Below are 21034 nucleotides of genomic sequence, written 5' to 3' on the forward strand. Positions count from 1 at the left end.
GGCTCGCTGCGCACCGGTCCTCGCACCGACCGCCGCTGCGATCCCCGCACCGACCGCCGTGGCGCCCGCCCCGAGGCGCCCTCACGAGAGTCGCCCCGCACGATGACGGATGACCACCACTGGCTCCGGCCCGGGATGGCGGCCGCCGTCCCGCTCGACGAACCGCCCGCCGTCGTGAGCATCGGGGTCGGGCTGCACGGGGTCACCAGCGCGCTCGACGTATTCCGGCTGCCGGGCCTGTGGCAGCTGCACCTGTACCGGTACGCCGCCGAACTCACCGTCGGCGGGGTGCCGCACGCCATCCGGCCGGGCCATGTGAGCCTCGTACCGCCGGGCGCGGTGGTGCGCTACCGCTACCGCTACCGGGGCCGCTCCGAGCACCTGTACGCCCACCTGCGGCTGCCCGGAGCCGAGGAGGCGAGGCCGGCGAGCCGCGCTCCGGCGGGCCGCGGGCCGTGCCCGTGGTCCAGGACGCCGGGGCAGGGACCCCCGTCCTCTCCGAGCTCCTGCTGCGCGCCATCGCCGCCGCCCCGGGCGCCCCGCGCCGGGCGGACGCCGAGGTGTGGGGGGCGCTGTGGCGGGTCGCCGGGCCCGCCGGCCCCGGCGCCCGACCGCACGCCTCGGCGGCGGCAGCCATCGCCTCCGTCGAGTCCCACCGTCCTCGCGGGGTCCGGGCCCGAGCAGGAGATTGCCTCCCATGCCGATCGTCTCGGTGAAGTGGCGCACGAGCCGGTGCACCGACTTGTGCCTAGGCCGGGGCCCCCGCGGAGCGCGTGGGACCGGATCACCGGCCGTGGTCGGTCCTCACCCCGTGGCCGGGGGGCTCGGCAGCGAATTGACGGATGTCGGCAGCGCGTTGCAGCGACCTTCTCGAACAGGGCTCCGTCGAACTGCCCCACGGCCACCGGGCTCCGATGCCTCCGAACGGGGGCCGACGGGACACCCCTTCGAGGGAACCGGCGGCCTGAACCACGTCGGGCGGCCGTGAGCTGCCGAATGAAAGGGGGCGGCCCCCTCGGGGCCGCGCGGTGCTCCGGCATCGCTGTGCGGTTACAAGGAGATGTCACGTGTCGCGTGTTCTGAAGAGTGCCGGTCTTGCCCTGGTGATGAGCCTGGCGGTCATCGGCGGTGCGTCCTCGGCGTCGGCGGACGCCAAGGCGGAGGGCGCCGCGATCGGCTCGCCCGGTGTCCTCTCGGGCAACCTGATCCAGATCCCGATCCACGTTCCGAGCAACCTGTGCGGGAACAGCGTCAACGTGATCGGCGCGCTCAACCCGACCGCCGGCAACGTCTGCGTCAACGCCTGACGGTCGTGAAGCCCGGCTCATCCCGGTCGCGGACAGCGCCGGGATGAGCCGCACGCGCCGCCGCCGTCAGGACAGGGTGCGGACGTGCTGGTCGCGCAGTTCGTAGCGGGCGGCGACCACGGCCAGCTCGCCCGCCGCCACCTTCACGGCGAGGTCGGGCTCGGCCGCCAGCCGGCGGCGCACTCCCCGGACGTGTGCGTTGATCGTCGCGTCGACGCGGGCGTCACCGTGCTGGCCGTGGTCGATGGACGGCCGTATCTGATCGGCCAGGTACTGGATGTGGGCGGGGAGCGGTTCGCCCGTTTCGTCCGCGTGGACGGTCGCGGCCACGGCTCCGCACGACTGGTGGGCCAGGACGAGCACCAGCGGTACGCGCAGCTCCAGAACCCCGTACGCGATGCTCCCCAGCACCGCCTCGTCGAGCACCTCGCCCGCCGACCGCTCGGTCAGCGGGTCGCCCAGCCCCTGGTCGAACACCAGCTCCGGCGGCACCCGCGAATCGACGCAGCCCAGCACGATCGCGAACGGCTGCTGGCCCTCGACGAGCCGGCGGCGCAGGTACGCGGACTCGTGCGGGTGCTCCTGGCGCAGCGTGCGCCAGCGCTGGTTGCCGGCCGCCAGCCGGCGCAGTGCCTGTGCGGGGGTGATGACGCGCTCGGCGCTCTCCTGGTCCCGCGAGGCGGCGGAAGCCGGAAAGACCGAACCGAGGGCCAGGCCCGCGCCGGCGGCGGCCGTGCCCGCAACTGCGGTGCGCAGCAGGGCGCGGCGGCTGCGCGGAACGGCGGCGGGGGTTCGTGTGTCGAAAGCGCGGCCGGACGGTAACCCGGCAAGCGAGCAAGGGAGTTGGGGCCGTGGACGCATTGGCGGGATCCGCTCGGTGGCGCTACGGGGCGTGCCCGGGGGATTCGGGCGGTGCCGGAAGGGGGTCGTGGCCGGCCCGGCGGGCCGCGATCCGGCGGGCGGCGGCCCGTGCGCCCGAGGCCATCTGCCGCGCCTGCGCGGAAAGGGCTGCCTCGCCGCTGTCGGTGAGGCGGTAGTACCTGCGGAGCCGGCCCCGGTGCACCTCCTCGCGGTCCGGCTCGATGAGCCCGTCGGCCGCCAGCCGGTCCAGCACCCCGTAGAGCGTCCCGATCCGCACCCGGACCTGCCCCTGGGACAGGGCCTCGGTCTCCCGGACGATGCCGTAGCCGTGGCGGGGCTCGTCGGCCAGCGCCGACAGCACGTAGAACGCCGTACGCGTCATCTCCCGTGAAGCCACATATCCTACAATATCCTGGAATGCAAGATATGGTGGAGCGGAGTCGGTCAGGCGGCCTGCGCGTGCGCCGTGGGGTGCCGGACGCGGCCTTGCCGGCCGCGTGGGGCCGCACCGTCAGGGACGACATCAGCTCCTTCACGATGCCCCAGCCGAAGCCGCCGCCGTTCTCGGCGTCCCCGGGGCGGGGAACGGGCCGGGCGCCGCTGCTGTCGTAGACCTCGACGACGAGGGCCTGCGGCCGGCAGGCCATCCGCAGCAGCCATCCGCCGTCCGTGTGGCGGACGACGTTGCCCAGCAGCTCGCTGACCACGAGCAGGACGTCGTGCACATCGGCCCACGGGCACCTGGCCTCCAGGAAACGCAGGGCGGCGCGTCGCGCCAGGGTGGTGTCCGCACGGGAAGAGTCGAGGAGCAGCATGAGAAGCGGCTCCTGCTCGGGAGGGAATGGCTGGAAGCGGGCCGAACGGCCTCGTATCAGCGTCCCAGCCTCCGGGCCCGCCCGGCCATCGGCATTTCGGCCGAGGAACGAGGGCTGATGGGCCGATGGGCGGCAGGGCGGTGCCCCCGCTCGGGCCGCAGCCCCGGCGTGCGAGGCTTTGTCCCGGCAGAGGGAGGAGACACACCATGCACACGCCGAGCCGACCCGAAGACCTCGACCACCCCGAGCTGTTGTGGGCGAGAGCGGTGACCATGGCCATGGTCGACGCCGCATGCTCGACCAGCACCGAATTCTCCCTGGACGACGAGGGCCTGTGGTGCCACTCCACCGGCGCGGGCGGCTGGTGGCGGCTGACCGTGCTCGACGGGGAGCGCGCCGTGTTCTGCGGCCAGGACCCCGACGGCAGCCACACCCATGCCGCCGGCGAGCAGATCGACTTCCTGGCGGGCGGCCCCGCGTGGCTGCCCTGGGAGCTCCTGCGGGACGACGCCGCCGGGAACCTCTTCGGCTTCGTCTACTGGTGGGAGGGCGGCGCCTGGCACCGGATCCCGTACCCGGACGAGCTGAGGGAGGACGGGCTGGACGGGGCGGCACCCTGGGTCGGCTCGCACGAGGAGTTCCTCGAACTCACCGTGGCTTCGTACGACGCCCCGTACGACCGGGCGCGCAGTCTGGGCGAAGCCGTGGCCCGGTTCGCGGCGCTGGCGCACGAGCGCAAGGCCGACGCGGACGCCGTGACGGCCCTGCTGGCTCCGGGCCGCACCGAAGGCCGCCCCGCGCCACGGCCGGAGGCGGCACTCGACCTCGCCACCCGCGCGGGCATCCTCGCGTAGCACGCGACGGGACCGCCGCACGTCATGTGCGGCGGGCCCGTGGGCCGTTCGGCGCGGCTGCCCGAGTGCGGCTGCTTGAGCTCGCGATCTCTTGAGTTCGCGCGTACGTGAGCGCGACTACTTGAGCGCCGCGAACGCCTTGGTGAAGGCCAGCGGCTGCTGGAGGATCGAACTGCACGTGGCATCGGCGTAGTTGACGGCGCCCGCCGCGCACTGCTTGTCGCGCGTCGAGGACCACATGGCCAGCCGGCCGATTCCCCTCGACGCCGCGAACTCCACCAGCTGCGTCGCGTCCTCGACGGTGAAGATCTCGCTCGTGACGTCGTTCACGCCGATCATCGGCGTGACGGCCACGGCCTTCCACGCCGCGGCGTCGGAGAGCCCGAGCACACCCTTGATCTGGGCCTGGGTGGCCGTCGCGGCCTGGATCGCGTACTGCCCCATGTCCCCGCTGTACGCCGGCCCGTAGTCCATCGCCATGATGTTGACGGCGTCCACCCGCACACCGTTCTTCTTGGCGTCGGCCAGCAGCGCCACACCGGGCTGGGTCAGCCCCTCGGGCATCACGGGCAGGGTGAAGGCGACGTCCAGGCCGGGGTGGGACTTCTGCAGCCGGGCGATGGCCTGCGCACGGCGCGCGTTGGCCGCGGTGTCCGGCAGGGCCGCGCCCTCGATGTCGAAGTCGACCTTGGTGAGCTTGTACTGGTCGACGACCTTTCCGTACGCGGCGGCCAGCTCGTCCACGGTGGCGCAGTTCAGCGCCAGTTCGTGTCCGGCGGCCCCGCCGAAGGACACCCGCACGTCGCCGCCCTTGGCGCGCAGGGCTCCGATCTGGGCGGCGACCTTGTCGCTCGCCAGGTCCGTGACACCGCCCCACAGGGGTGCGCAGCCGCCGCCGGAGGTGATGAAGGCGAGGTGGAACTCCTTCACGCCGGTCTTGGCCGCGGTGTCGACCAGGTCGTACGCGGGATAGAGGGAGGTGTCCACGTACGGGGCGAAGCGCGCGCCGCTGCCGCCGGGCGCGGGGGCCGGGGTGGTGGGAGTGGGCGTGGGGGAGGGCGCCGTGGTTCTGGTCGGCGCCGCGGAGGTGGCGGGCGCGGTCGGCGCCGCGGTCGCGGTGACGGTGGGACGGGCGGTGGGCCGCCCGCTCGGCTGGGCCGTCGCGCCCTGATCGACGGAGCACTTCACCCCGTTGATCAGGCACCCGGTCGGGTTGCCGGGGGAGCCGGACCCGCTGGTGACGAAGCCGACGGTGACGGAGGCCCCGGCCGCGAGCTGCTGGTTCCAGCTCGCGGGCTTCACGGTGACGCGCTGGCCGGAGACCGTGTGGGTGCCGTTCCACAGGGAGTCGATCTTCGTGCCCGCCGGCAGGTCGAACTGGAGCGTCCAGTCCGACTGGACCTGGCCGGTGTGGTTGGTGATGACGTACTGGCCGGTGTAACCACCACTCCAGGAGCTGGACTTCGTGTACACGGCGCCGACGGAAGCCGCCTGCGCGGTTCCGGTGAAGGCGAAGGCCGCGCCTGCGATCACCGCCGCCGCCACGATCGCTCCCGTGACCTTGGCCGTGCGGCTCGTCCTGCGCCGGTGTCCGACTGTGCTGCCCATCGCGTGCCTGCCTCTGTGTTACTGGGGAGTTGGAGGATGCGGCAGCACGCTAGCCGCACGGAAACGGACAATCGTTCGTTTCGGTGCGCTCCTGGTGAGTCTTAGGTTCCGCTTAAGGAAGGGGTAAGGAGGGGCTGAGGAACCTATACTCCCCCTGCTCGGCCGACAGGCTGCACAGGAGAGCGCGGGGGAAGCATGGCGGAGTACGTGGAGATGTCGCCGGGCATGGGCGTCCTGGCCGTGGTCGGGCCGGCGTTGGCGGTGCGGCTGGTGTCGCTGCCGCTGCTGGTGCGGGCCCAGCTGGGGGTGCGTCAGCGGGTCCTACGTTGTTGTGCGGGTTGGACGGGCCAGTCGTAAGGTCCAGAGATCCAGAGACGCCGGGTATGGCTTTCAGCGGGTTGCACTCGATGGTTACCGCCACCTGGCCGCCCGGCGTCTCACGACGACTCGGCCGCTGATTAGGAGCTGCGAGCCCTGCGGGGCATCGCTCAGTAGGACCACGCTGGCGAGGTCGTCCGGACCATAAGCGCACATCGAGCGACCGGAGGAACCCGTGGCCCGGATCTGGGCAGGAACGGACATCGGCAAGAGCCACCACCATTGCGTGGTCCTGAACGCCGAAGGCGAGCGACTGCTGTCGCGGCGCGTGCTGAACGACGAGCCGGAGCTTCTCTCTCCTCGGGGACGTCCTGGCTCTGGACGAAGACGTGGTCTGGGCCGTCGATGTCGCCGACAGCACGGCCGCTTTGTGGATCAGCGTGCTGCTCAACCACGGCCAGCGGCTCGTCTACATTCCGGGCCTCGCGGTCAACCGTGCGTCCGCCGGCTACCGGGGCATGGGCAAGACCGACGCCAAGGACGCCACCGTTATCGCCGACCAGGCCCGAATGCGCAGGGACCTGGCTGTCCTGCGGTCGGAAGACGAACTCACCATCGAGCTGAAGATACTCACCAACCGGCGAGCCGACCTGAACGCCGACCGCACCCGCCGGATCAACCGTCTGCGTGGTCAACTCAACACCATCTTCCCGGCATTGGAACGCGTCCTTGATCTGGGCAACGTCGGCCCGCTGATCCTGCTGACCGGCTACCAGACCCCGGCTGCCCTGCGGCGCGTCGGCCGCAAACGGCTGGAGACCTGGCTGCGCAATCGCAAGGTCCGCAGCCCCGAAACCCTTGCCGCAGCCGCTCTGGAGGCTGCCGAGCGCCAGGCCACCGCCGTCCCCGGGGAGAAGATCGCCTCGCAGGTGATCCACACCCTGGCGAAGGAGGTGATGAGCCTCAATGAGCAGATCGCCGAGATCGACAAGCTCATTGCGGCCCGGTTTCGCGAACACGACCTGGCCGAAGTGATCGAGAGCATGCCCGGCATCGGCCCCTTGCTGGGTGCCGAGTTCCTGGCCGCCACGGGCGGCGACATGAGCCGCTACGCAGACTCCGGCCGTCTGGCCAGCCTGGCCGGGGTCGCTCCGGTCCCACGCGATTCCGGCAACGTCAGCGGCAACCTGCACCGGCCCCGGCGTTACCACCGCGGCCTGCAACGCGTCTTCTGCACCTCCGCGCTCATCAGCATCCGCAACTGCGACGCGTCGCGGCGCTTCTACGAACGCAAGCGCGGCGAAGGCAAACGGCACACCCAGGCCGTCCTCGCGTTGGCGAGGCGACGGGTCAACGTCCTCTGGGCCTTGATCCGTGACGGACGGTGCTACGAGCATGGACTCTCCGCTCCTGCTGCCGCTTGACAACCTCATTAGGAGGTGGCGGCCGGGGGAGCGGCGGTGGCCCGGCCGGGGGTCTCGGCGGCGGCTCTCGGGGAGCTGGCGCTGGCGTTCGTCGGCGGCATCGGCCTGCTGCTCTGGATGGCCTCCGACGTCATCCCCGGTTTCGACCTGCTGTTGCAGTCGATCGCCACGGGGAACGCGCGCACGCTGGCCATCGAGTTCGGCCTTCCCCTCGCCACGGCGCAGCTCTGGTTCCTCGGCGCCGCCATCCCGGTTCTGCTGGTCTGGATGGTGCTGTGGCTCCTGACGCAGCGCAATCTGCTGACCGCCGGCCCGTCCGCACAGGCCTGGGCCCCGCCCGCGGTGCGCCTGCGGCTGGCCGCCCTGCTCGCCCTCCGACTGGTGCTCGGTGTGTTCCTGCCGGCCGGACTGGTCATGGCGGCCCTGGCGTGCGAGATCGTCGCCCTGGTGGCCAGCGGGAGGAGCCGGCCCGTCGGTGGCGGCACCGCCGCGGTTCCGCCCCCGCCCGCGCAGTCCGCCCCGCCCGCGCAGTCCGCCCCGGACGCACGGACGGCCGGGGCCGCGCAGCCCGTCCGGGCCCAGCCCCTCCACGCCCGGCCGCCCGGCCACCTGCCACCCGTGCCGTCCGCTCCGCCCGCGCAGCCGGTCGGGTACGTGCCGACGCAGGTCGACCGGGGCGTCGGTGCCGCCGGCAGTGCCGCTGCCGGGGCCGCGCCGCAGATCGCGTACCAGGAACTGCATCCGAACGAGCCGCGGGCGATCGGCGGGTACCGACTGCTCGGCCGGATCGGGGCCGGCGGGATGGGCACGGTGTACCTCGCCCGCCGCGAGGGGGCGGTGACCCAGGTGGCTCTGAAGACCATCCATCCCGAACTCCTCGACCACGCCGAGCTGTTGCAGCGCTTCGAACGCGAGGCGGAGGTGCTGGCCATGGTGTCCGGTGCCTACACCGCCAGGGTGCTCGACTCCGGAGTGGACTCCGGACGGCCGTACCTGGCCATGGAGTTGCTGGACGGGCGGCCGCTCGACGTACACCTGCGGGAGCAGGGGCCGATCCGCTCGCCCGAGGCGCTGAAGGCCCTGGCGCTAGCGCTGGCCGTGGCCCTGTCCGGCGTACACCGGCTCGGTCTGGTCCACCGGGACCTCAAGCCCGCCAACATCATGCTCACCACCGCCGGACCGCGCCTGCTCGACTTCGGCATCGCGGCGATCGTCGACGGCACCCGGCTCACCCGGACCGGCGGCGGCCCGGGCACCCTGACGTACATGGCACCGGAGCAGTTCGGCGACGAGCGCGTCGGCACGGCCGCCGACGTATGGGCGTGGGCCTGCTGCGTGGTGTGCGCGGCGCACGGCACCAGCCCGTTCTCCGCGACGAGTACGGGCGCCGTGATCCGCCGGATCGTGGACACCGGACCCGAGCCCGCCGCGCTCGCGGCCGTGCAGGCGCTCGACCCGGCCCTCGCGGCGGCCGTCGCGAGGGCGCTGACCACCGACCCGGCGGCACGCCCGGCCGACGGTGCGGCCCTGGTGGAGCTGCTGACGGCCGACCGGGCGCAGGAGCGGCCCACGCCCGACGCGCACGCCGTCCGCGAGCAGATCACCCAGGGCTGGCGCACGCTGGCGCTCTGATCCGGTACACGGGGCCCGGCCGGCGCCGACCCCGGCCAGCGCTCAGCCGTGGGTGGTGTCGATCACGCAGAAGCGGTTGCCCTCGGGATCGGCCAGCAGCACGAAATCGGGGTCCTCGGGATAGGAGTCCCAGTCCACGTGCCGCGCACCCAGCGCGACCAGGCGCGCCACCTCCGCCTCCTGCTCCGCCGCGTCGGCCACGTACAGGTCGAGGTGGACGCGAGGGCGTTCCTGTACGGGCGTGACGCTGCGGCCCAGTGCCAGACCGGGCCCGCCGCCGTCCGCGGGGACCAGGACGGTCCAGCCCTCGTCCACCTCGCCGTCGCGCGGGACGTAGCCCAGCGCCCGGCTCCAGAATTCCGCGGCCCGCCGCACGTCCGCGGCGCCCATGACGATCGTTCCGATGGTCAGCATGATCCGATTCTGGCAAACCCCGGAACCGGTCCTGGACGGGCCGTGCGATCGCCGCCATCGCGGCATCGTCGCCGAGGGTGTTGCCGGTCGCGTGGGCGGGCAGGTCCTGGCACAGGTGGTCCAGCAGCGCCTGGGGGTGCATGCCGGTGCAGGCGGCCACGCGCTCCGCGAAGGGGTAGAAGGTCCCGTCCCGGTCACGCGCCTCCATGACGGCGTCGGTGTAGAGGAGCAGGACGTCACCCGCCGCGAAGGCGAAGGTCTGCGCCGCGACGGGCGCGGCCACGAGCCCGGCGAGCCCCAGCGGCGGCCGGGGTGGGACACCTCCAGGCGTACGACCCCGCCGGCGCGGCGCAGGACCAGCGGCGGCGGATGGCCGCAGCTGACCAGGTGCAGCACCGGGTCCTCGTCGGGGACCTCCAGGACGGCCGCGGTCACGAAGCTCTCGCCGTCGTCGCCCGCGACGCCGGCGGGGCCCTCGTCATCCGAGCCGTCGAGGTCCGGGGAGACGGCGGCCTCCAGGCAGTCCACCAGGCCCGGCAGCTCGGCCTCCTGGTGGGCGGCCGCCCGGAAGGCGCCCAGGACGAGCGCGGCGTGCCCGACGGCCTCCAGGCCCTTGCCGCGGACGTCGCCGATGATCAGCCGGGTCCCCGTGGCCGTACGGGCGGCCGCGTACGGGTCGCCGCCGATCCGGGCCCCGGCCGCCGCCGCGAGGTACACGGAGGCGACGCCCAGCGGCCCCATCCGGTCGCGCAACGGCCGCAGGACCACCTGCTGGGCGGTCTCCGCCACCGAGCGCAGCTGGCTCCGTTCCTTCTCGTGCACCTCGCGCAGATGGGCGAAGAAGGTCACGAACACCGAGATCATGACCAGCGCGATGATCTGGAAGGTGTGGTTCAGATCGGTCAGGCTGGTGCGCGTCGTCGCGACCACCACCTGGGCCAGCACGGCGACCAGGCCCACGAAGCCTGTCATCCGGGGCCCCGCGAACGAGGCCGTCACCGCGGGTGCGGCGACCAGGAACGGCCCGAGGTGGACGTCCGGCGGAGCGAGGACGTCGACCACCGTCACGAGGGGGATCAGCGCGAACGGGCCCGCCAGCTGCAGGTGCCTTACGTGCCGGGCTCGCCGGTGAGGCGGGTGTGACGGCCGGAGATCCATCCCACCTGCATACACCGCGAGGCGATCCCGGTCCCCGAAGCCAGGCCGTCGGGGACCCCGGGGCCTGTCGTTCGGATCAGGCCGGTCCTACGGCCGACGGCGGGGCTTTCCGCTCTTGCCGCCCTTGCCCGCCTTGGCGCCGCCCGAAGCACCACGGGGGTTCTTGCCCGTCGGCTTCCCGGACGCGGTCTTCCGCTGGGCGCCGGACCCGGAGCCCGTTTCGGGGCGCTTGCGCTTCGCCTTCGGCTGCGGTGGCGTCGGGGGGCGCCCCCGCGTGCTGTTCACGGTCCGGCCGCGGACGATGCCGATGAACTCCTCCACCAGATCGGTGGTCTCCTCCTGCGGCCACGACAGCGCGACCCGCGACTCGGGCGCGTCCGAGACCGGCCGGTAGGTGAGGTCCTTGCGGTGGTGCAGGCGGGCCAGCGACTGCGGGACGACCAGTACGCCCACCCCGGCCGCCACGAGCTCGATCGCGTCCGCCGTCGTCGCGGGGCGCTCGATCGCGGGCCGCCCCGGCAGCTGCTCCCACACGAGGGTGTCGTCGAGGGGATGCAGCACGATCTCGTCGGCCAGATCCTCGGTGGACACCTCTTCGGCCGTCGCCACCAGGTGGTCCTTGGGGACCACCACCACCGTGGTCTCGGTGTAGAGCGGGATCGCGCTGAGGTCCGTACGGTCGACCGGCAGCCGGACGAATCCCGCGTCGGCGCCGCCGCCCCGCAGTACGCCGAACGCCTCGCCCGGGGACACCGCGACAAGGGTCAGCGGGACGTCGGGCAGCCGCTCGTTCCAGATCCGCACCCACTTGCCGGGTGTCACCCCCGGGACATAAGCGAGCCGGAACGAATGGGGTACTTCCGAGCCTGTCACCCCGCCAGGTTACCGGTCGTGGTCGGAGGTAGTGCACACGCTCGATACTCTTGACACCATGACGTCGCACCAGAACACCCAGACGATGAAGCCCGCGACCGCGGCGAAGAAGCTGGGCGTGTACCTCGAGGCCACCCCCGCTGAGTTCCAGGAGGGTGTCGTCTCGCGCAGCGAATTGAGTGCGCTCCAGGCCGATCCGCCCGAGTGGCTGCAGGAGCTGCGCCGCAATGGCCCGCACCCCCGGCCGGTGGTCGCGGCCAAGCTCGGCGTTTCCATCGCCGGCCTTGCCCGTGGGGGAGTCACCGAGCCCCTCACCACCGAGCAGATCGAAGCGCTGAAGCAGGAATCTCCCGAGTGGCTGCAGCGGGAGCGCACCACCCAGGCCGAGGTCCGCAAGGAAGCGGTCCGGATCAAGGAGAAGAACGCGGAGCGTGCCGAGAAGGCCCGCGAGCAGCAGTCCTGACCCGCGGCTCCGGTTTCCGTCAGGCCTGGCCTCCCCCGGGGAGGCCAGGCCTGACGCCTTTCTCCGGTTCAGGCGCAGTCGAAGCGGTCCTTGTACGGGCGGCCCGGGCAGGTCCGGCACTCGAAGAGGTAGACCCCGCCCAGGTCTCCCAGCACCAGGCCGGGACCTTCGTACGCGACACCCTGATCCTCGACGGGAGTCCAGGCCGGCCGGGCCGCGGCGTCCGCCTCGGTGCTCTCCACGGTCAGCAGATGGTCCATCGGCTTCCCGCACCCCGAACAGTCCGGCCATTGCGGGTCCTGACTCCAGCCGGGGTATCCGCCCAGCTTGATCCCCGGAGCGGTGGACAAGTGGTACTGGTAGTCCCACCCCGTCTCTGCCTCCACCTGCCCGAAACGCGGCTCCAGGGCGTCCCAGAGCCCGTCGGGGAGGTCCCAGCCGGGGTACTCCGTGACCGGCTCCGGATGCACGACGCACGGCTTCGGTACATGTCCGGACGGGACCCCGACGGGGAGCGGCGGTGCGTCGCGGGCCTTCCCGACCGCCTCCGCATCCCGCCAGTGCACCTCGGGAACGACCCATCGGCCGTCGTGATCGCGCGGGCACCACAGCACCTGGAGCAGGTCGCATCCAGGGGGGAACGGCACGATCCCCAGCGCGTCGGCGGCGTGGAGCTGGACCACCGGCACCATCGGCGAACGATGGTGCTCCGGACACACGGGCCAGGCCTCGTGTTCGGGCCACGACAGCGGACCGCCCACCGAACTGTCCCGCCGCGTCGGGCTGCCCACTCGGGGATGCAGCCGCAGCGCCTGCTTCCGAAGCGGGGCGACCTCGGGGAAGAGCCCCTCGACGTCCACGGGTCGGGGAGGAGTGCGGCGGGTCACGGGGCCGCGCCCGACGTCAGCAGGTGCAGGGCCCTGGTGAGCCGGGCCTGCCTGCTCTCCGGCCTGAGGGCCTGGAGCAGGGGCAGGATCAGCTGGTAGCGCCCGGTCCTGTCGAGCGCCTCGAACGCCTTCCGGGCCCCGGGGCGCGCGTCGAGGGCCGCCGCGAGATCCGGCGGTACCGCCGCCGTCTTCTGCGACTCGTAGGCGCCCGCCCACCGTCCGTCCGCCTGCGCCCTGCGCACCTCGGCGAGCCCGGGTTCGCGCATCCGCCCCGCGGCCGTCAGCGCCGCCACCTTGTCCACGTTCACCTGCGACCACAGGCTCTTGGGGCGGCGCGGCACGTACTTCTGCAGGTAGTGCCGCTCGTCGAGGGCGCGCCGCTGGCCGGAGATCCAGCCGTAGCACAGCCCGATGTCGACCAACTCGTCGTCGGTGACCGACGGAAGGCCGGACTTCTTCTTGGCGACCTTGACCCATACGCCCTCGTGGCGCGTGTGGTGCTCGGCGAGCCAGCCCTCGAACGCCTCGGCGTCCGCGAAGCCGACGATCTCCACCCCGTCCAGTTCGTCCATGCGCTCAGGCTATCTCCCGAGCCGGCCCGTGACCGTCCTCACCGGGGTGACCGTACTCCCGGGCTCCCGCCGCGAGCTCGTGCAGCACCTCCTCCAACGAGGGCCTGCGGGTGTCGAGTTCGAGAAGCACGATCCCGTGTTCGGTGGCGAGCGCGCCGACGTGCTCCGCCGTCATGCCGGTCACGGCGAGCCGCCCGCGCCCCGACAGCGCGGCTCGGACGACCGTGGCGCCCTCGGCAGCCAGTACGGCGGCCAGCTCGGCCCCGCGCGCAGTGCCCACCACGACCCGGGCCGCGGCGCCCCGCGCGGCGAACTCGTCAGCGGACTGCGCCGCGACCACCCGGCCCCGCCCGAGGACGACGATCCGGTCGGCGGTGTCCGCCGCCTCCGCCGCACGCTCGCCGGTGATCGCGACCGTACGGCCCTCCGCGGCCAGCGTGCGAAGGAGCCGGCGGGCCCATCGCACGCCCTCGGCGTCCAGCCCGGCCAGCGGCTCGTCCAGCAGCAGCACGGGCGGATCCCCGAGCAGTGCGGCGGCGATCCGCAGCCGCTGCCGCATCGCGGGGGAGTACGTCGCCACGCGCCGCCGCGGCTCCCGCGCCAGCCCCGTCTCCGCGAGGACCTCGGCCACCCGGCCGGCCCCGATGCCGTGGGCGCGGGCCAGCGCCCGCAGGCAGGCCCCCGCGGTGCGCCGGCCGCGCAGCGCGGCCGGCTCGGGCAGGGCCCCGATCTGGTGCGGGCTGCGCGGGCGGCCGCGCAGCGGGACGCCGCCCACGGCGACCGTGCCCGCGGTCGGGGAGTCCAGCCCCAGGATCAGACGCAGCGCGCTGGTCTTGCCGGCCCCGGCGGGGCCGAGCACCGCCGTGACCGTCCCCGGTCCCGCCGTGAGGGACAGCCGGTCGACGGCGGCGCGGCCGCCGTGCATCTTGGTGAGTTCCTTGACCTCGATCACGCGGCCCACCCTGCCGGGAGACCCGCCCCGAGGACATCGGGCCGTCGGCGGCAAGCACGGGGGGAGCCACCGCCCCGGGGTGTAAGCCCGGGGGCCGATGTCCGCACGTGGGCCCGCTGGTTACCGTCACGGCATGGACACCCCACCCAGGAATGCGAAGAGCACGGAGCGCGCCGAGAGCGCCGACCAGCGTGTGCAGGGCTCCGGCGGCCCCGCGCCGAAACCGGCGTCGGCCGCCGCGGCGTGGGGCGGAGCCGTCCTCTACCTCCTCATCCCGGGCCTGCTGATCGGAGGCGTCCCGTACGCGGCCGGGCCGCTCCTCGGGGCGGTGCTGCTGCTCGCCGTGACCCCGCTCTACGGACTGCTGCGGCGCCGGCCCCTGGTGGCGCTGACCTTGACCCTCCTCGGGGGCGCGCTCGTCGCGGGCGCTAGCAGGGACCACACCCCGGGCCGGTTCCTGGTGTTCATGGCCTCGGACCTCGCGCTCGGCTTCATCGTCGCCACGCGCTCCCGGCGGGACGCGCTCATCGCCACCGCCATGGTGGTCGTCATCGAGCTCCCCGCCGTCGGACTGCTGTCGGTCGGGCCCTACGACATGATGAGCACCGGCCTGATCGCCTCCCTCTCCCTGGGCGCCGTCTACATGACCGGTCTGCGGTTCCGCGAGCGCCGGGAGCACACGGTGGAACTGCGGTCGAAGGAGGTCTCCGAGGCGGTGACCGCGGAACGGCTGCGCATCGCACGCGAGTTGCACGACATGGTCGCCCACAGCGTCGGCGTGATCGCCATCCAGGCCGGTGTGGGCAGCCGGGTCATCGAGACGCAGCCGGCGGAGGCCCGCGCCGCCCTGCAGGCCATCGAGGCCACCAGCCGGGAAACCCTGTCGGGCCTTCGCCGTACACTGGTGGCACTGCGTCAGGCGCAGCCGGACGGCCTCCACGGGCAGGCGCCGCTCGGCCCCGCCCCCGGACTGGCGGACCTCGGCGCCCTCGTGGCCACGACCGCCGCCGCCGGGGTACGGGTCGACGTGCGGCGGGAGGGGGAGGAGCGCCAACTCCCTCCCGACATCGACCTGTCGGCGTACCGCATCGTGCAGGAGGCGCTGACCAACGTGGTCCGCCACGCGGGTACCGGGCACTGCCGGGTCACCATCGGATACGGGGAACAGGAGCTGACCGTGGAGGTCGTCGACGACGGGCGCGGGACGACCGAGGACATCGGGAGCACGGGATTCGGCATCACCGGGATGCGGGAGCGGGTCAGCCTGCTGCACGGCCGGTTCGCTGCCGGGCCGCGTTCCACCGGCGGATTCCTGGTCGAGGCGGCGCTGCCGCTGCCGCCGCTGCTGCCGGTCACCGCGGCTGCAGCCGGGGCCGAGGGTGGGGGAGGGGCCCGGTGAGCGGGGTTCGCGCGAGGCCGGTCCGCGTACTCCTGGTGGACGACCAGCCGCTGGTCCGCTCCGGCCTGCGCGTACTGATCGCGGACACCGCCGACCTGGAGGTCGTCGGAGAGGCCGGTACGGGCACGGAGGCGGTCCGCCTCGCCGCGGAACTGCGCCCCGACGTGGTCGTGATGGACATCCGGATGCCGGGAATGGACGGGATCGAGGCCACCCGGCTGATCACTGCGGGGAGCGGGGGGAGGGGTGGCGCCGGGGGGACCGAGGACGTCAGGATCCTCGTCCTGACCACCTTCGACGAGGACGCCCACGTCTACGGGGCGCTGCGCGCCGGCGCGAGCGGGTTCGCGGTGAAGGACATGGCCCTGGAGGAGATCCTCGCGGCGATCAGGGTCGTCGCCGCCGGAGACGCCCTGATCGCGCCGGGTGTGACGCGCCGGCTGATCGCGGACTTCGTCCGGCAGCCGGGGCTCCCGGCGGCGGAGCCGGCCCTGAGGTCCGTCGCCGGTATCACCGGGCGGGAGCGGGAGGTCCTCACCCTGGTCGGGCGGGGCCGCTCGAACGGGGAGATAGCCGAGGAACTGTTCATCTCGGCCGCCACGGCCAAATCCCACGTATCACGCCTGTTCACCAAGCTCGGCGCCCGGGACCGGGTCCAACTCGTCATCACGGCCTACGAGATGGGGCTGGTCGCACCGCCCCGATGAGGGGGCCGGACGCCGGAGCAGATGAGGGGCAGGCGACGGGGAAACGATTCCTCAGGCGGTCACGGTGTCCGTGCGGGCTTCGTCCCGGCGCCCGGCGGACGCGGCCGGGCGCGAGGCGAACAGCCCGTCCACGGCGAGGGCGCCGGGGCCGGTGAAGACCAGCAGGAGGAAGGCCCAGCAGAACATCGCGGAGGCTTCGCCGCCGTTCTGCAGCGGCCAGAGCGCACCGGGCTGGTGCACGGTGAAGTAGGCGTACGCCATCGAGCCGGAGGCGACGAAGGCGGCCGACCGGGTGCCGAGGCCCAACAGGACCAGGGCGCCGGCGACCAGCTGGATGGCGGCGGCGTACCACCCCGGCCAGGTGCCGGCGGCGACCGTGCCGCCGCCGTGGGCGCCGCCGAGGACGCCGAAGAGGGAGGCGGCGCCGTGGGAGGCGAACAGCAGTCCCGTGACGATCCGGAACAGGCCGACGGCATAGGGCTGGGCGTGCTGGAGACGTGTGTTCATGGGGGGAGGCTCCTTCGGTTGGGGACGGGTCCCGAAGTCGTGCCGAGATGCTCAAGCGGAGCGAGCCAAAGGTTAGGTAGGCCTAACTGGCCTGGCAAGCGCGAGTTTCGGCCACAGGCCGAGGGGATCCGACGCTACCCCGCGGGCGGAAGGCGGCACCGGCGGCGCGCGCGGAGCTCCCCTCCTCGGCGACAGCCGGCGGATCACGGGGCGGGCGGACCGGGCCGGGAGCCGAGTGCGGCATCAGGTGGCGATCCGGCAGGAAGCCGGGCGGGCCGGGCGGGGCGGGCAGCGATCCGGCAGCGGCCGGGCGGACGGGGCAGGGCCTCGACGGGCGGGCCGGAAGCCGGGTGGACCGGGCAGAGGCCGAGCGGGAGCTGGGAGGGCTGGGCAGGGGCCGGGCAGAAGCGGGGAGGGCTGGGCAGGTTCCGGGTGGAAACCGGGAAGACCAGCAGGGGCCGGGCGGAAGCCGGGTGGACCGGGTAGCGGCCGGGCAGAAGCGGGGAGGGCTGGGCACGGCCGGGCGGGAGCTGGGAAGGCCGGCAGGAGTCGGGCAAGGGTGGGGCCGAGGCTGGGAGGACGGGGTGGAAACCCGGCGAGGGGCCGAGGTTGGGAAGGCCGGGCGGGAGACGGGCCAGGGCAGGGGCGGCGATCGGGACCTGCCGGTCCGTTCCCCTGTGACGGACCGGCAGGTCCTCGTCTCCTCCTGAGCCTAGGACCGGGCCGCGCCTGCGCATGTGCATCGTGTGCAGGCTCCGTTGATCTTCCGTGCAGATCGTTTGAGCCGACCGGAGGGGGCGTGCCCCGCCGGGCGGCCCCGCCCGCTGGCGCCGCGCGCAGCGGTGCGGTCCGCTGGAGGGGTGAGCATCCCTCCCGGCCGCGGCTGGTGGACCGGGCTCCCGCCCGCGGCGGGAGCCGCCGTCATGGCGGCCGGCATCATCTCCGTCGGCCTGCACCTGACCGGGCACGAGACGGCCTCGCTGGTCGCCCTCGTCCTCGCCGTTGCCCTGTGGCTCGTGCTCGCCGCCGACTTCACGGCCCGGCTGGTCGGCGACCGCGGCCGGTTCCGCGCCGAGGCCGACACCCCGGCCGCGCTGACGGCCATCGCCGCCACCACGGTCGTCGGCACCCGGCTCTCCATGCTCGGATGGCAGACCGTGGCGGCCGCCCTGCTCGCGCTCTCCGCGGCGCTTTGGCCCGGGCTGTTGCTGAACGTCGTACGGCACTGGGGGCGGCGGATGCCGGGGGCGGCGTTCCTCGGCTGCGTGGCCACCCAGGGTCTGGCCGTCCTCGCGACGGCCGTCGCCGCCGCCGGCGGTTACGACTGGATGGCCCGGGCGGCCCTGGCCGCCTTCTGCCTCGGGCTGGTGCTCTACGCGGCGGCCTTCCTCCGCTTCGACCTGCGCGAGGTGGTGGGCGGCGCGGGCGACCACTGGGTCGCGGGCGGGGCGCTGTCCATCTCCGCCCTGGCCGGATCCAAGCTCACGGCGTCACCCGTATGGACGGGTACGGCGCACGAGGTCCTGCGCGACGTCACACTGGCGCTGCTCGCCCTGTCCCTCGTCTGGTACGTCGTCCTCCTCACCGCCGAACTGCGCCACCCGCGGCCGCGCTACGACATCCGGCGCTGGGCCACCGTCTTCCCGCTCGGCATGACCGCCGTGGCCTGCCTTTCCGCGGCCGCCCCGGCCGGCGTCGCCTGGCTGCTCCCGCTGGGCGAGGTTCTGCTGTGGATCGCCGTGGGCGCCTGGCTGCTGACCTTCGCCGCACTGGTCGCCTCCCACGTCAAGGCCCGCCTCGGCTCCCGGCGCCCGCCCGGCCCGGGGACAATGGCCCGATGACGACGCCTCACCTCCTGCCCGCGTACGAGCTGGAACGCACCTCGGTGGTCGCGAACAACACGATGAACCGCGAACGCGGGCTCGCCGGCGTCAACAGCTACGCCCGCGAACTCGGCCTCGACCCCGTGGCCCACCTCACCGCCCGCTCCGCCACCCCGTCCTGGCTCGACCTCTGCAGCGGCGAGGGCCGCGCCCTGCGCGAGGCCCGGTCCCGGCTGCCCGCCGGAGCCGTCCTCACCGGCGTCGACCTCGTGGGCCCTCCGGTCCCGACCCCCACCCCGGCCGGGGTGGAACTGCTGACGGCCTCCGTCGCGCACTGGTCCCCGTACCGGACGTACGACCTGATCACCTGCGTTCACGGCCTGCACTACGTCGGCGACCAGCTCGGACTCCTCGCCCGGGCCGCCTCCTGGCTCGCCGCCGACGGCCTGCTGATCGCCCACGTCGACCCCGCGTCGCTGCGCGGGGCCGACGGCGCCCCGGCCGGGCGGGCCGCCCTGGCGGTGCTTCGCGCGGCCGGGTTCCGCTACAGCGCGCGCCACCACCGGCTCTCCCTCCACGGCCCGCGCACCGTGCGGCTGCCCTTCCGCTACCTCGGGGCCGATCCGGCCGCCGGGCCCAACTACACCGGGCAGCCCGCCGTTGCCTCGTACTACGAGCCCGTTCCGGTGGCGGCCGCGGGTGCCCCTCAATAGGGTCCCGGCATGGCATACACGTTCCAGGTGACCATCGACTCGGCCGATCCGCACACGCTCGCCGACTGGTGGGCGGACGCACTCGGATGGGAAGTGGAGCCCAGCGACGAGAAGTTCATCCGCAGCATGGTCGAGGCGGGGCAGGCGACCGAGGCGGACACCACCACCCACCGGGGCACCCTCGTCTGGAAGGCGGGCGCGGGCATCCGGCACCCGGAGGGCCTGCAGCGCGCCCCCCGCATCCTCTTCCAGTTCGTCCCGGAGCCCAAGACGGTCAAGAACCGGGTCCACCTCGACGTCCGCACCGGCGCCGACGACCCGCGGACCGTGGTCGAACGCCTCATCGCCAAGGGGGCCCGGCACCTCCACGAAGGCAGCCAGGGTCCCAGCACCTGGACGACACTCGCCGACCCCGAGGGCAACGAGCTCTGCGTCTCGCACTAGTACTGCAACCGCATGTGGCGTGACGGTCGGTGAGGTTGCTCGTTGTTGTGACTGTGTGATGAATCGCTGACGGTTGAGCAGATCGAGTCGTGGTCCGAGGGTGTAGCGGGGTTGCATGCCCGGTTCGGGCATCGTTTTGGCAGGTCGGAGCCACGTGATCGGGCTCTGGACTACATGACGGGCCTGCTTGCGCCGCTAGAGAAGAAGAACGGGTGGACGCTGGCCGAGCAGGTCGGCCAGCTCCGCCCGGACGGTGTGCAACGCCTGCTCAACCACTCCGAATGGGACGAGAACGCGGTCCGCGACGATGTCCGGGACTTCGTCGTGGAGACCATCGGCGCCAAGGATGGCGTGCTCATCGGGGACGACACCGGGTTCCTGAAGAAGGGCACCAGGTCAGCAGGGGTCCAGCGGCAGTATTCCGGCACCGCTGGCCGCACCGAGAACTGCCAGATCGGCACCTTCCTCGCCTACGCATCCGCCAAAGGGCGGGCGCTGATCGACCGGGAACTCTACGTCCCGAAGTCCTGGACGGACGACCGCGACCGCTGCCGGGCAGCCGGGATCGACGACACCGTGCCGTTCGCCACGAAGATCGAGCACCTCAAGTGGATGCTGCAACGCGCCATCGACGCGGCTGTTCCCTTCGCCTGGGTGACCGCGGACGAGGCATACGGGCAGGTCAAGCACTTCCGCGCCTGGCTGGAAGAACGCCAGGCCGCGTATGTGCTGGCCACCAAGGTCAACGACACCGTGATCACCGCCGACGGCCGGGACGCCCGCGTCGACGAGCTGATCGCGGCCCTGCCGAAGCAGGCATGGAAGCGGATCTCCGCCGGAGCAGGCGCCCACGGCCAGCGGATCTACCACTGGGCCCGCGTCGCGATCCGGCCCGCCTGGGAGGGCGGATCCGGGCACTGGGTGCTCGCCCGCCGCAATCTGTCCGACCCCACCGACATCGCCTACTACGTCTGCTATGGCCCCGTCACTTCCCGGCTGAAAGACCTGGTCAGGACCGCCGGAGCCAGGTGGGCGGTGGAGGAATGCTTCCAGACCGCGAAGGGTGAATGCGGGCTCGATCACTACCAGGTGCGGCTCTACCGGGCCTGGTACCGGCACATCACCCTGGCCATGGCCGTCCTGGCCTACCTCACGGCCATCCGTGCCGCAGAAGCCGCAAAAGGGGCAGCGGAGATGACGAGCAAGACCTCATACCCCTCAGCGTCCCGGAGATCCGCCGGATGATCGGGCACGTCGTCGTCACGCCCCGCTGCCACAGCAACGAGCACCGTCTGCACTGGTC

21 protein-coding genes and 4 pseudogenes are annotated in these 21034 nt (G+C 73.1%); 12 read left to right on the plus strand and 13 right to left on the minus strand.

Annotation, left to right across the window (positions count from 1 at the left end):
* Positions 1-81: 81 nt before the first annotated feature.
* Positions 82-315 (minus strand): hypothetical protein, encoded by a 234-nt coding sequence (locus OG332_RS44910; protein WP_327418856.1) that lies wholly within the window; start codon positions 313-315, stop codon positions 82-84.
* A 752-nt stretch (positions 316-1067) separates the two neighbouring features.
* On the opposite strand from OG332_RS44910, the gene OG332_RS44915 reads away from it, so the two are divergent.
* Complete coding sequence (locus OG332_RS44915) at positions 1068-1307, plus strand: chaplin (RefSeq protein WP_327418857.1); 240 nt, start codon at positions 1068-1070, stop codon at positions 1305-1307.
* A gap of 66 nt (positions 1308-1373) precedes the next feature.
* Here OG332_RS44915 and OG332_RS44920 read toward each other — a convergent pair whose 3' ends face one another.
* From OG332_RS44920 to OG332_RS48070, 3 genes and pseudogenes are all read right to left on the minus strand, one after another.
* A complete protein-coding gene (locus OG332_RS44920) occupies positions 1374-2168 on the minus strand; it encodes a carbonic anhydrase (protein WP_327418858.1) in 795 nt (264 codons plus the stop codon).
* A 22-nt stretch (positions 2169-2190) separates the two neighbouring features.
* Positions 2191-2550, minus strand: coding sequence for a PadR family transcriptional regulator (locus OG332_RS44925; RefSeq protein ID WP_327419564.1), 360 nt, complete (start codon positions 2548-2550; stop codon positions 2191-2193).
* Between the two features lie 115 nt (positions 2551-2665).
* Positions 2666-3277, minus strand: a pseudogene (locus OG332_RS48070) (ATP-binding protein); the annotation flags it as partial.
* On the opposite strand from OG332_RS48070, the gene OG332_RS44930 reads away from it, so the two are divergent.
* A complete protein-coding gene (locus tag OG332_RS44930) occupies positions 3190-3837 on the plus strand; it encodes a hypothetical protein (RefSeq protein ID WP_327418859.1) in 648 nt (215 codons plus the stop codon). The pseudogene OG332_RS48070 and the gene OG332_RS44930 sit on opposite strands and share 88 nt — an antisense overlap.
* Before the next feature lie 117 nt (positions 3838-3954).
* Here the strand turns inward: OG332_RS44930 and OG332_RS44935 are convergent, their stop codons facing one another.
* The gene (locus OG332_RS44935; RefSeq protein WP_327418860.1) at positions 3955-5445 is read right to left on the minus strand and encodes a cellulose binding domain-containing protein; all 1491 of its coding nucleotides are present in this window, start codon (positions 5443-5445) and stop codon (positions 3955-3957) included.
* A gap of 195 nt (positions 5446-5640) precedes the next feature.
* Here OG332_RS44935 and OG332_RS44940 point away from each other — a divergent pair, with 195 nt between their 5' ends.
* The 3 genes and pseudogenes from OG332_RS44940 (at position 5641) to OG332_RS44950 (ending at position 8819) form a co-directional block, all read left to right on the plus strand.
* On the plus strand, positions 5641-5802 hold the full coding sequence (locus tag OG332_RS44940) for a hypothetical protein (RefSeq protein ID WP_327418861.1): 162 nt from the start codon (positions 5641-5643) through the stop codon (positions 5800-5802).
* 196 nt (positions 5803-5998) lie between these two features.
* Positions 5999-7187: pseudogene (locus OG332_RS44945) on the plus strand (IS110 family transposase).
* 36 nt (positions 7188-7223) lie between these two features.
* Complete coding sequence (locus OG332_RS44950; RefSeq protein ID WP_327418862.1) at positions 7224-8819, plus strand: serine/threonine-protein kinase; 1596 nt, start codon at positions 7224-7226, stop codon at positions 8817-8819.
* A gap of 42 nt (positions 8820-8861) precedes the next feature.
* Here the strand turns inward: OG332_RS44950 and OG332_RS44955 are convergent, their stop codons facing one another.
* From OG332_RS44955 to OG332_RS44970, 4 genes and pseudogenes are all read right to left on the minus strand, one after another.
* Entirely contained in the window at positions 8862-9299 is a 438-nt protein-coding gene (locus OG332_RS44955) for a VOC family protein (RefSeq protein ID WP_327419565.1), read from the minus strand.
* 34 nt (positions 9300-9333) lie between these two features.
* Positions 9334-9516: pseudogene (locus OG332_RS44960) on the minus strand (SpoIIE family protein phosphatase); the annotation flags it as partial.
* A 92-nt stretch (positions 9517-9608) separates the two neighbouring features.
* A pseudogene (locus OG332_RS44965) lies at positions 9609-10391 on the minus strand (SpoIIE family protein phosphatase); the annotation flags it as partial.
* Between the two features lie 87 nt (positions 10392-10478).
* Positions 10479-11264, minus strand: coding sequence for a LysR substrate-binding domain-containing protein (locus tag OG332_RS44970; protein ID WP_327418863.1), 786 nt, complete (start codon positions 11262-11264; stop codon positions 10479-10481).
* Between the two features lie 58 nt (positions 11265-11322).
* Here OG332_RS44970 and OG332_RS44975 point away from each other — a divergent pair, with 58 nt between their 5' ends.
* Positions 11323-11727 (plus strand): DUF5997 family protein, encoded by a 405-nt coding sequence (locus tag OG332_RS44975; RefSeq protein ID WP_327418864.1) that lies wholly within the window; start codon positions 11323-11325, stop codon positions 11725-11727.
* Between the two features lie 68 nt (positions 11728-11795).
* Here the strand turns inward: OG332_RS44975 and OG332_RS44980 are convergent, their stop codons facing one another.
* From OG332_RS44980 to OG332_RS44990, 3 genes are read right to left on the minus strand one after another with little or no spacing between them, the layout of a single operon-like run.
* Complete coding sequence (locus OG332_RS44980) at positions 11796-12614, minus strand: DUF1963 domain-containing protein (protein WP_327418865.1); 819 nt, start codon at positions 12612-12614, stop codon at positions 11796-11798.
* Positions 12611-13186 (minus strand): YdeI/OmpD-associated family protein, encoded by a 576-nt coding sequence (locus OG332_RS44985; RefSeq protein ID WP_327418866.1) that lies wholly within the window; start codon positions 13184-13186, stop codon positions 12611-12613. Before OG332_RS44985 ends, OG332_RS44980 begins: the two co-directional genes overlap by 4 nt.
* A gap of 4 nt (positions 13187-13190) precedes the next feature.
* Positions 13191-14138: an ABC transporter ATP-binding protein gene (locus OG332_RS44990; protein WP_327418867.1), complete on the minus strand. Its 948-nt coding sequence runs from the start codon at positions 14136-14138 to the stop codon at positions 13191-13193.
* Between the two features lie 133 nt (positions 14139-14271).
* Here OG332_RS44990 and OG332_RS44995 point away from each other — a divergent pair, with 133 nt between their 5' ends.
* The gene (locus OG332_RS44995) at positions 14272-15537 is read left to right on the plus strand and encodes a sensor histidine kinase (RefSeq protein ID WP_327418868.1); all 1266 of its coding nucleotides are present in this window, start codon (positions 14272-14274) and stop codon (positions 15535-15537) included.
* Entirely contained in the window at positions 15534-16244 is a 711-nt protein-coding gene (locus tag OG332_RS45000) for a response regulator transcription factor (protein WP_327418869.1), read from the plus strand. Before OG332_RS44995 ends, OG332_RS45000 begins: the two co-directional genes overlap by 4 nt.
* 51 nt (positions 16245-16295) lie before the next feature.
* Here OG332_RS45000 and OG332_RS45005 read toward each other — a convergent pair whose 3' ends face one another.
* Complete coding sequence (locus OG332_RS45005; protein WP_327418870.1) at positions 16296-16751, minus strand: DoxX family protein; 456 nt, start codon at positions 16749-16751, stop codon at positions 16296-16298.
* A gap of 860 nt (positions 16752-17611) precedes the next feature.
* On the opposite strand from OG332_RS45005, the gene OG332_RS45010 reads away from it, so the two are divergent.
* The 4 genes from OG332_RS45010 to OG332_RS45025 all read left to right on the plus strand — a co-directional run bounded on the left by OG332_RS45010 (position 17612) and on the right by OG332_RS45025 (position 20976).
* On the plus strand, positions 17612-18592 hold the full coding sequence (locus OG332_RS45010; protein WP_327418871.1) for a tellurite resistance/C4-dicarboxylate transporter family protein: 981 nt from the start codon (positions 17612-17614) through the stop codon (positions 18590-18592).
* On the plus strand, positions 18589-19287 hold the full coding sequence (locus OG332_RS45015) for a class I SAM-dependent methyltransferase (RefSeq protein ID WP_327418872.1): 699 nt from the start codon (positions 18589-18591) through the stop codon (positions 19285-19287). The genes OG332_RS45010 and OG332_RS45015 overlap by 4 nt, the downstream gene beginning before the upstream one ends.
* A 9-nt stretch (positions 19288-19296) precedes the next feature.
* Complete coding sequence (locus OG332_RS45020; RefSeq protein ID WP_327418873.1) at positions 19297-19731, plus strand: VOC family protein; 435 nt, start codon at positions 19297-19299, stop codon at positions 19729-19731.
* Between the two features lie 81 nt (positions 19732-19812).
* A complete protein-coding gene (locus OG332_RS45025) occupies positions 19813-20976 on the plus strand; it encodes an IS701 family transposase (RefSeq protein ID WP_327419097.1) in 1164 nt (387 codons plus the stop codon).
* Positions 20977-21034 lie beyond the last annotated feature (58 nt).

It is taken from the genome of Streptomyces sp. NBC_01233 (genome assembly GCF_035989305.1).
Classification (GTDB): Bacteria; Actinomycetota; Actinomycetes; order Streptomycetales; family Streptomycetaceae; genus Streptomyces.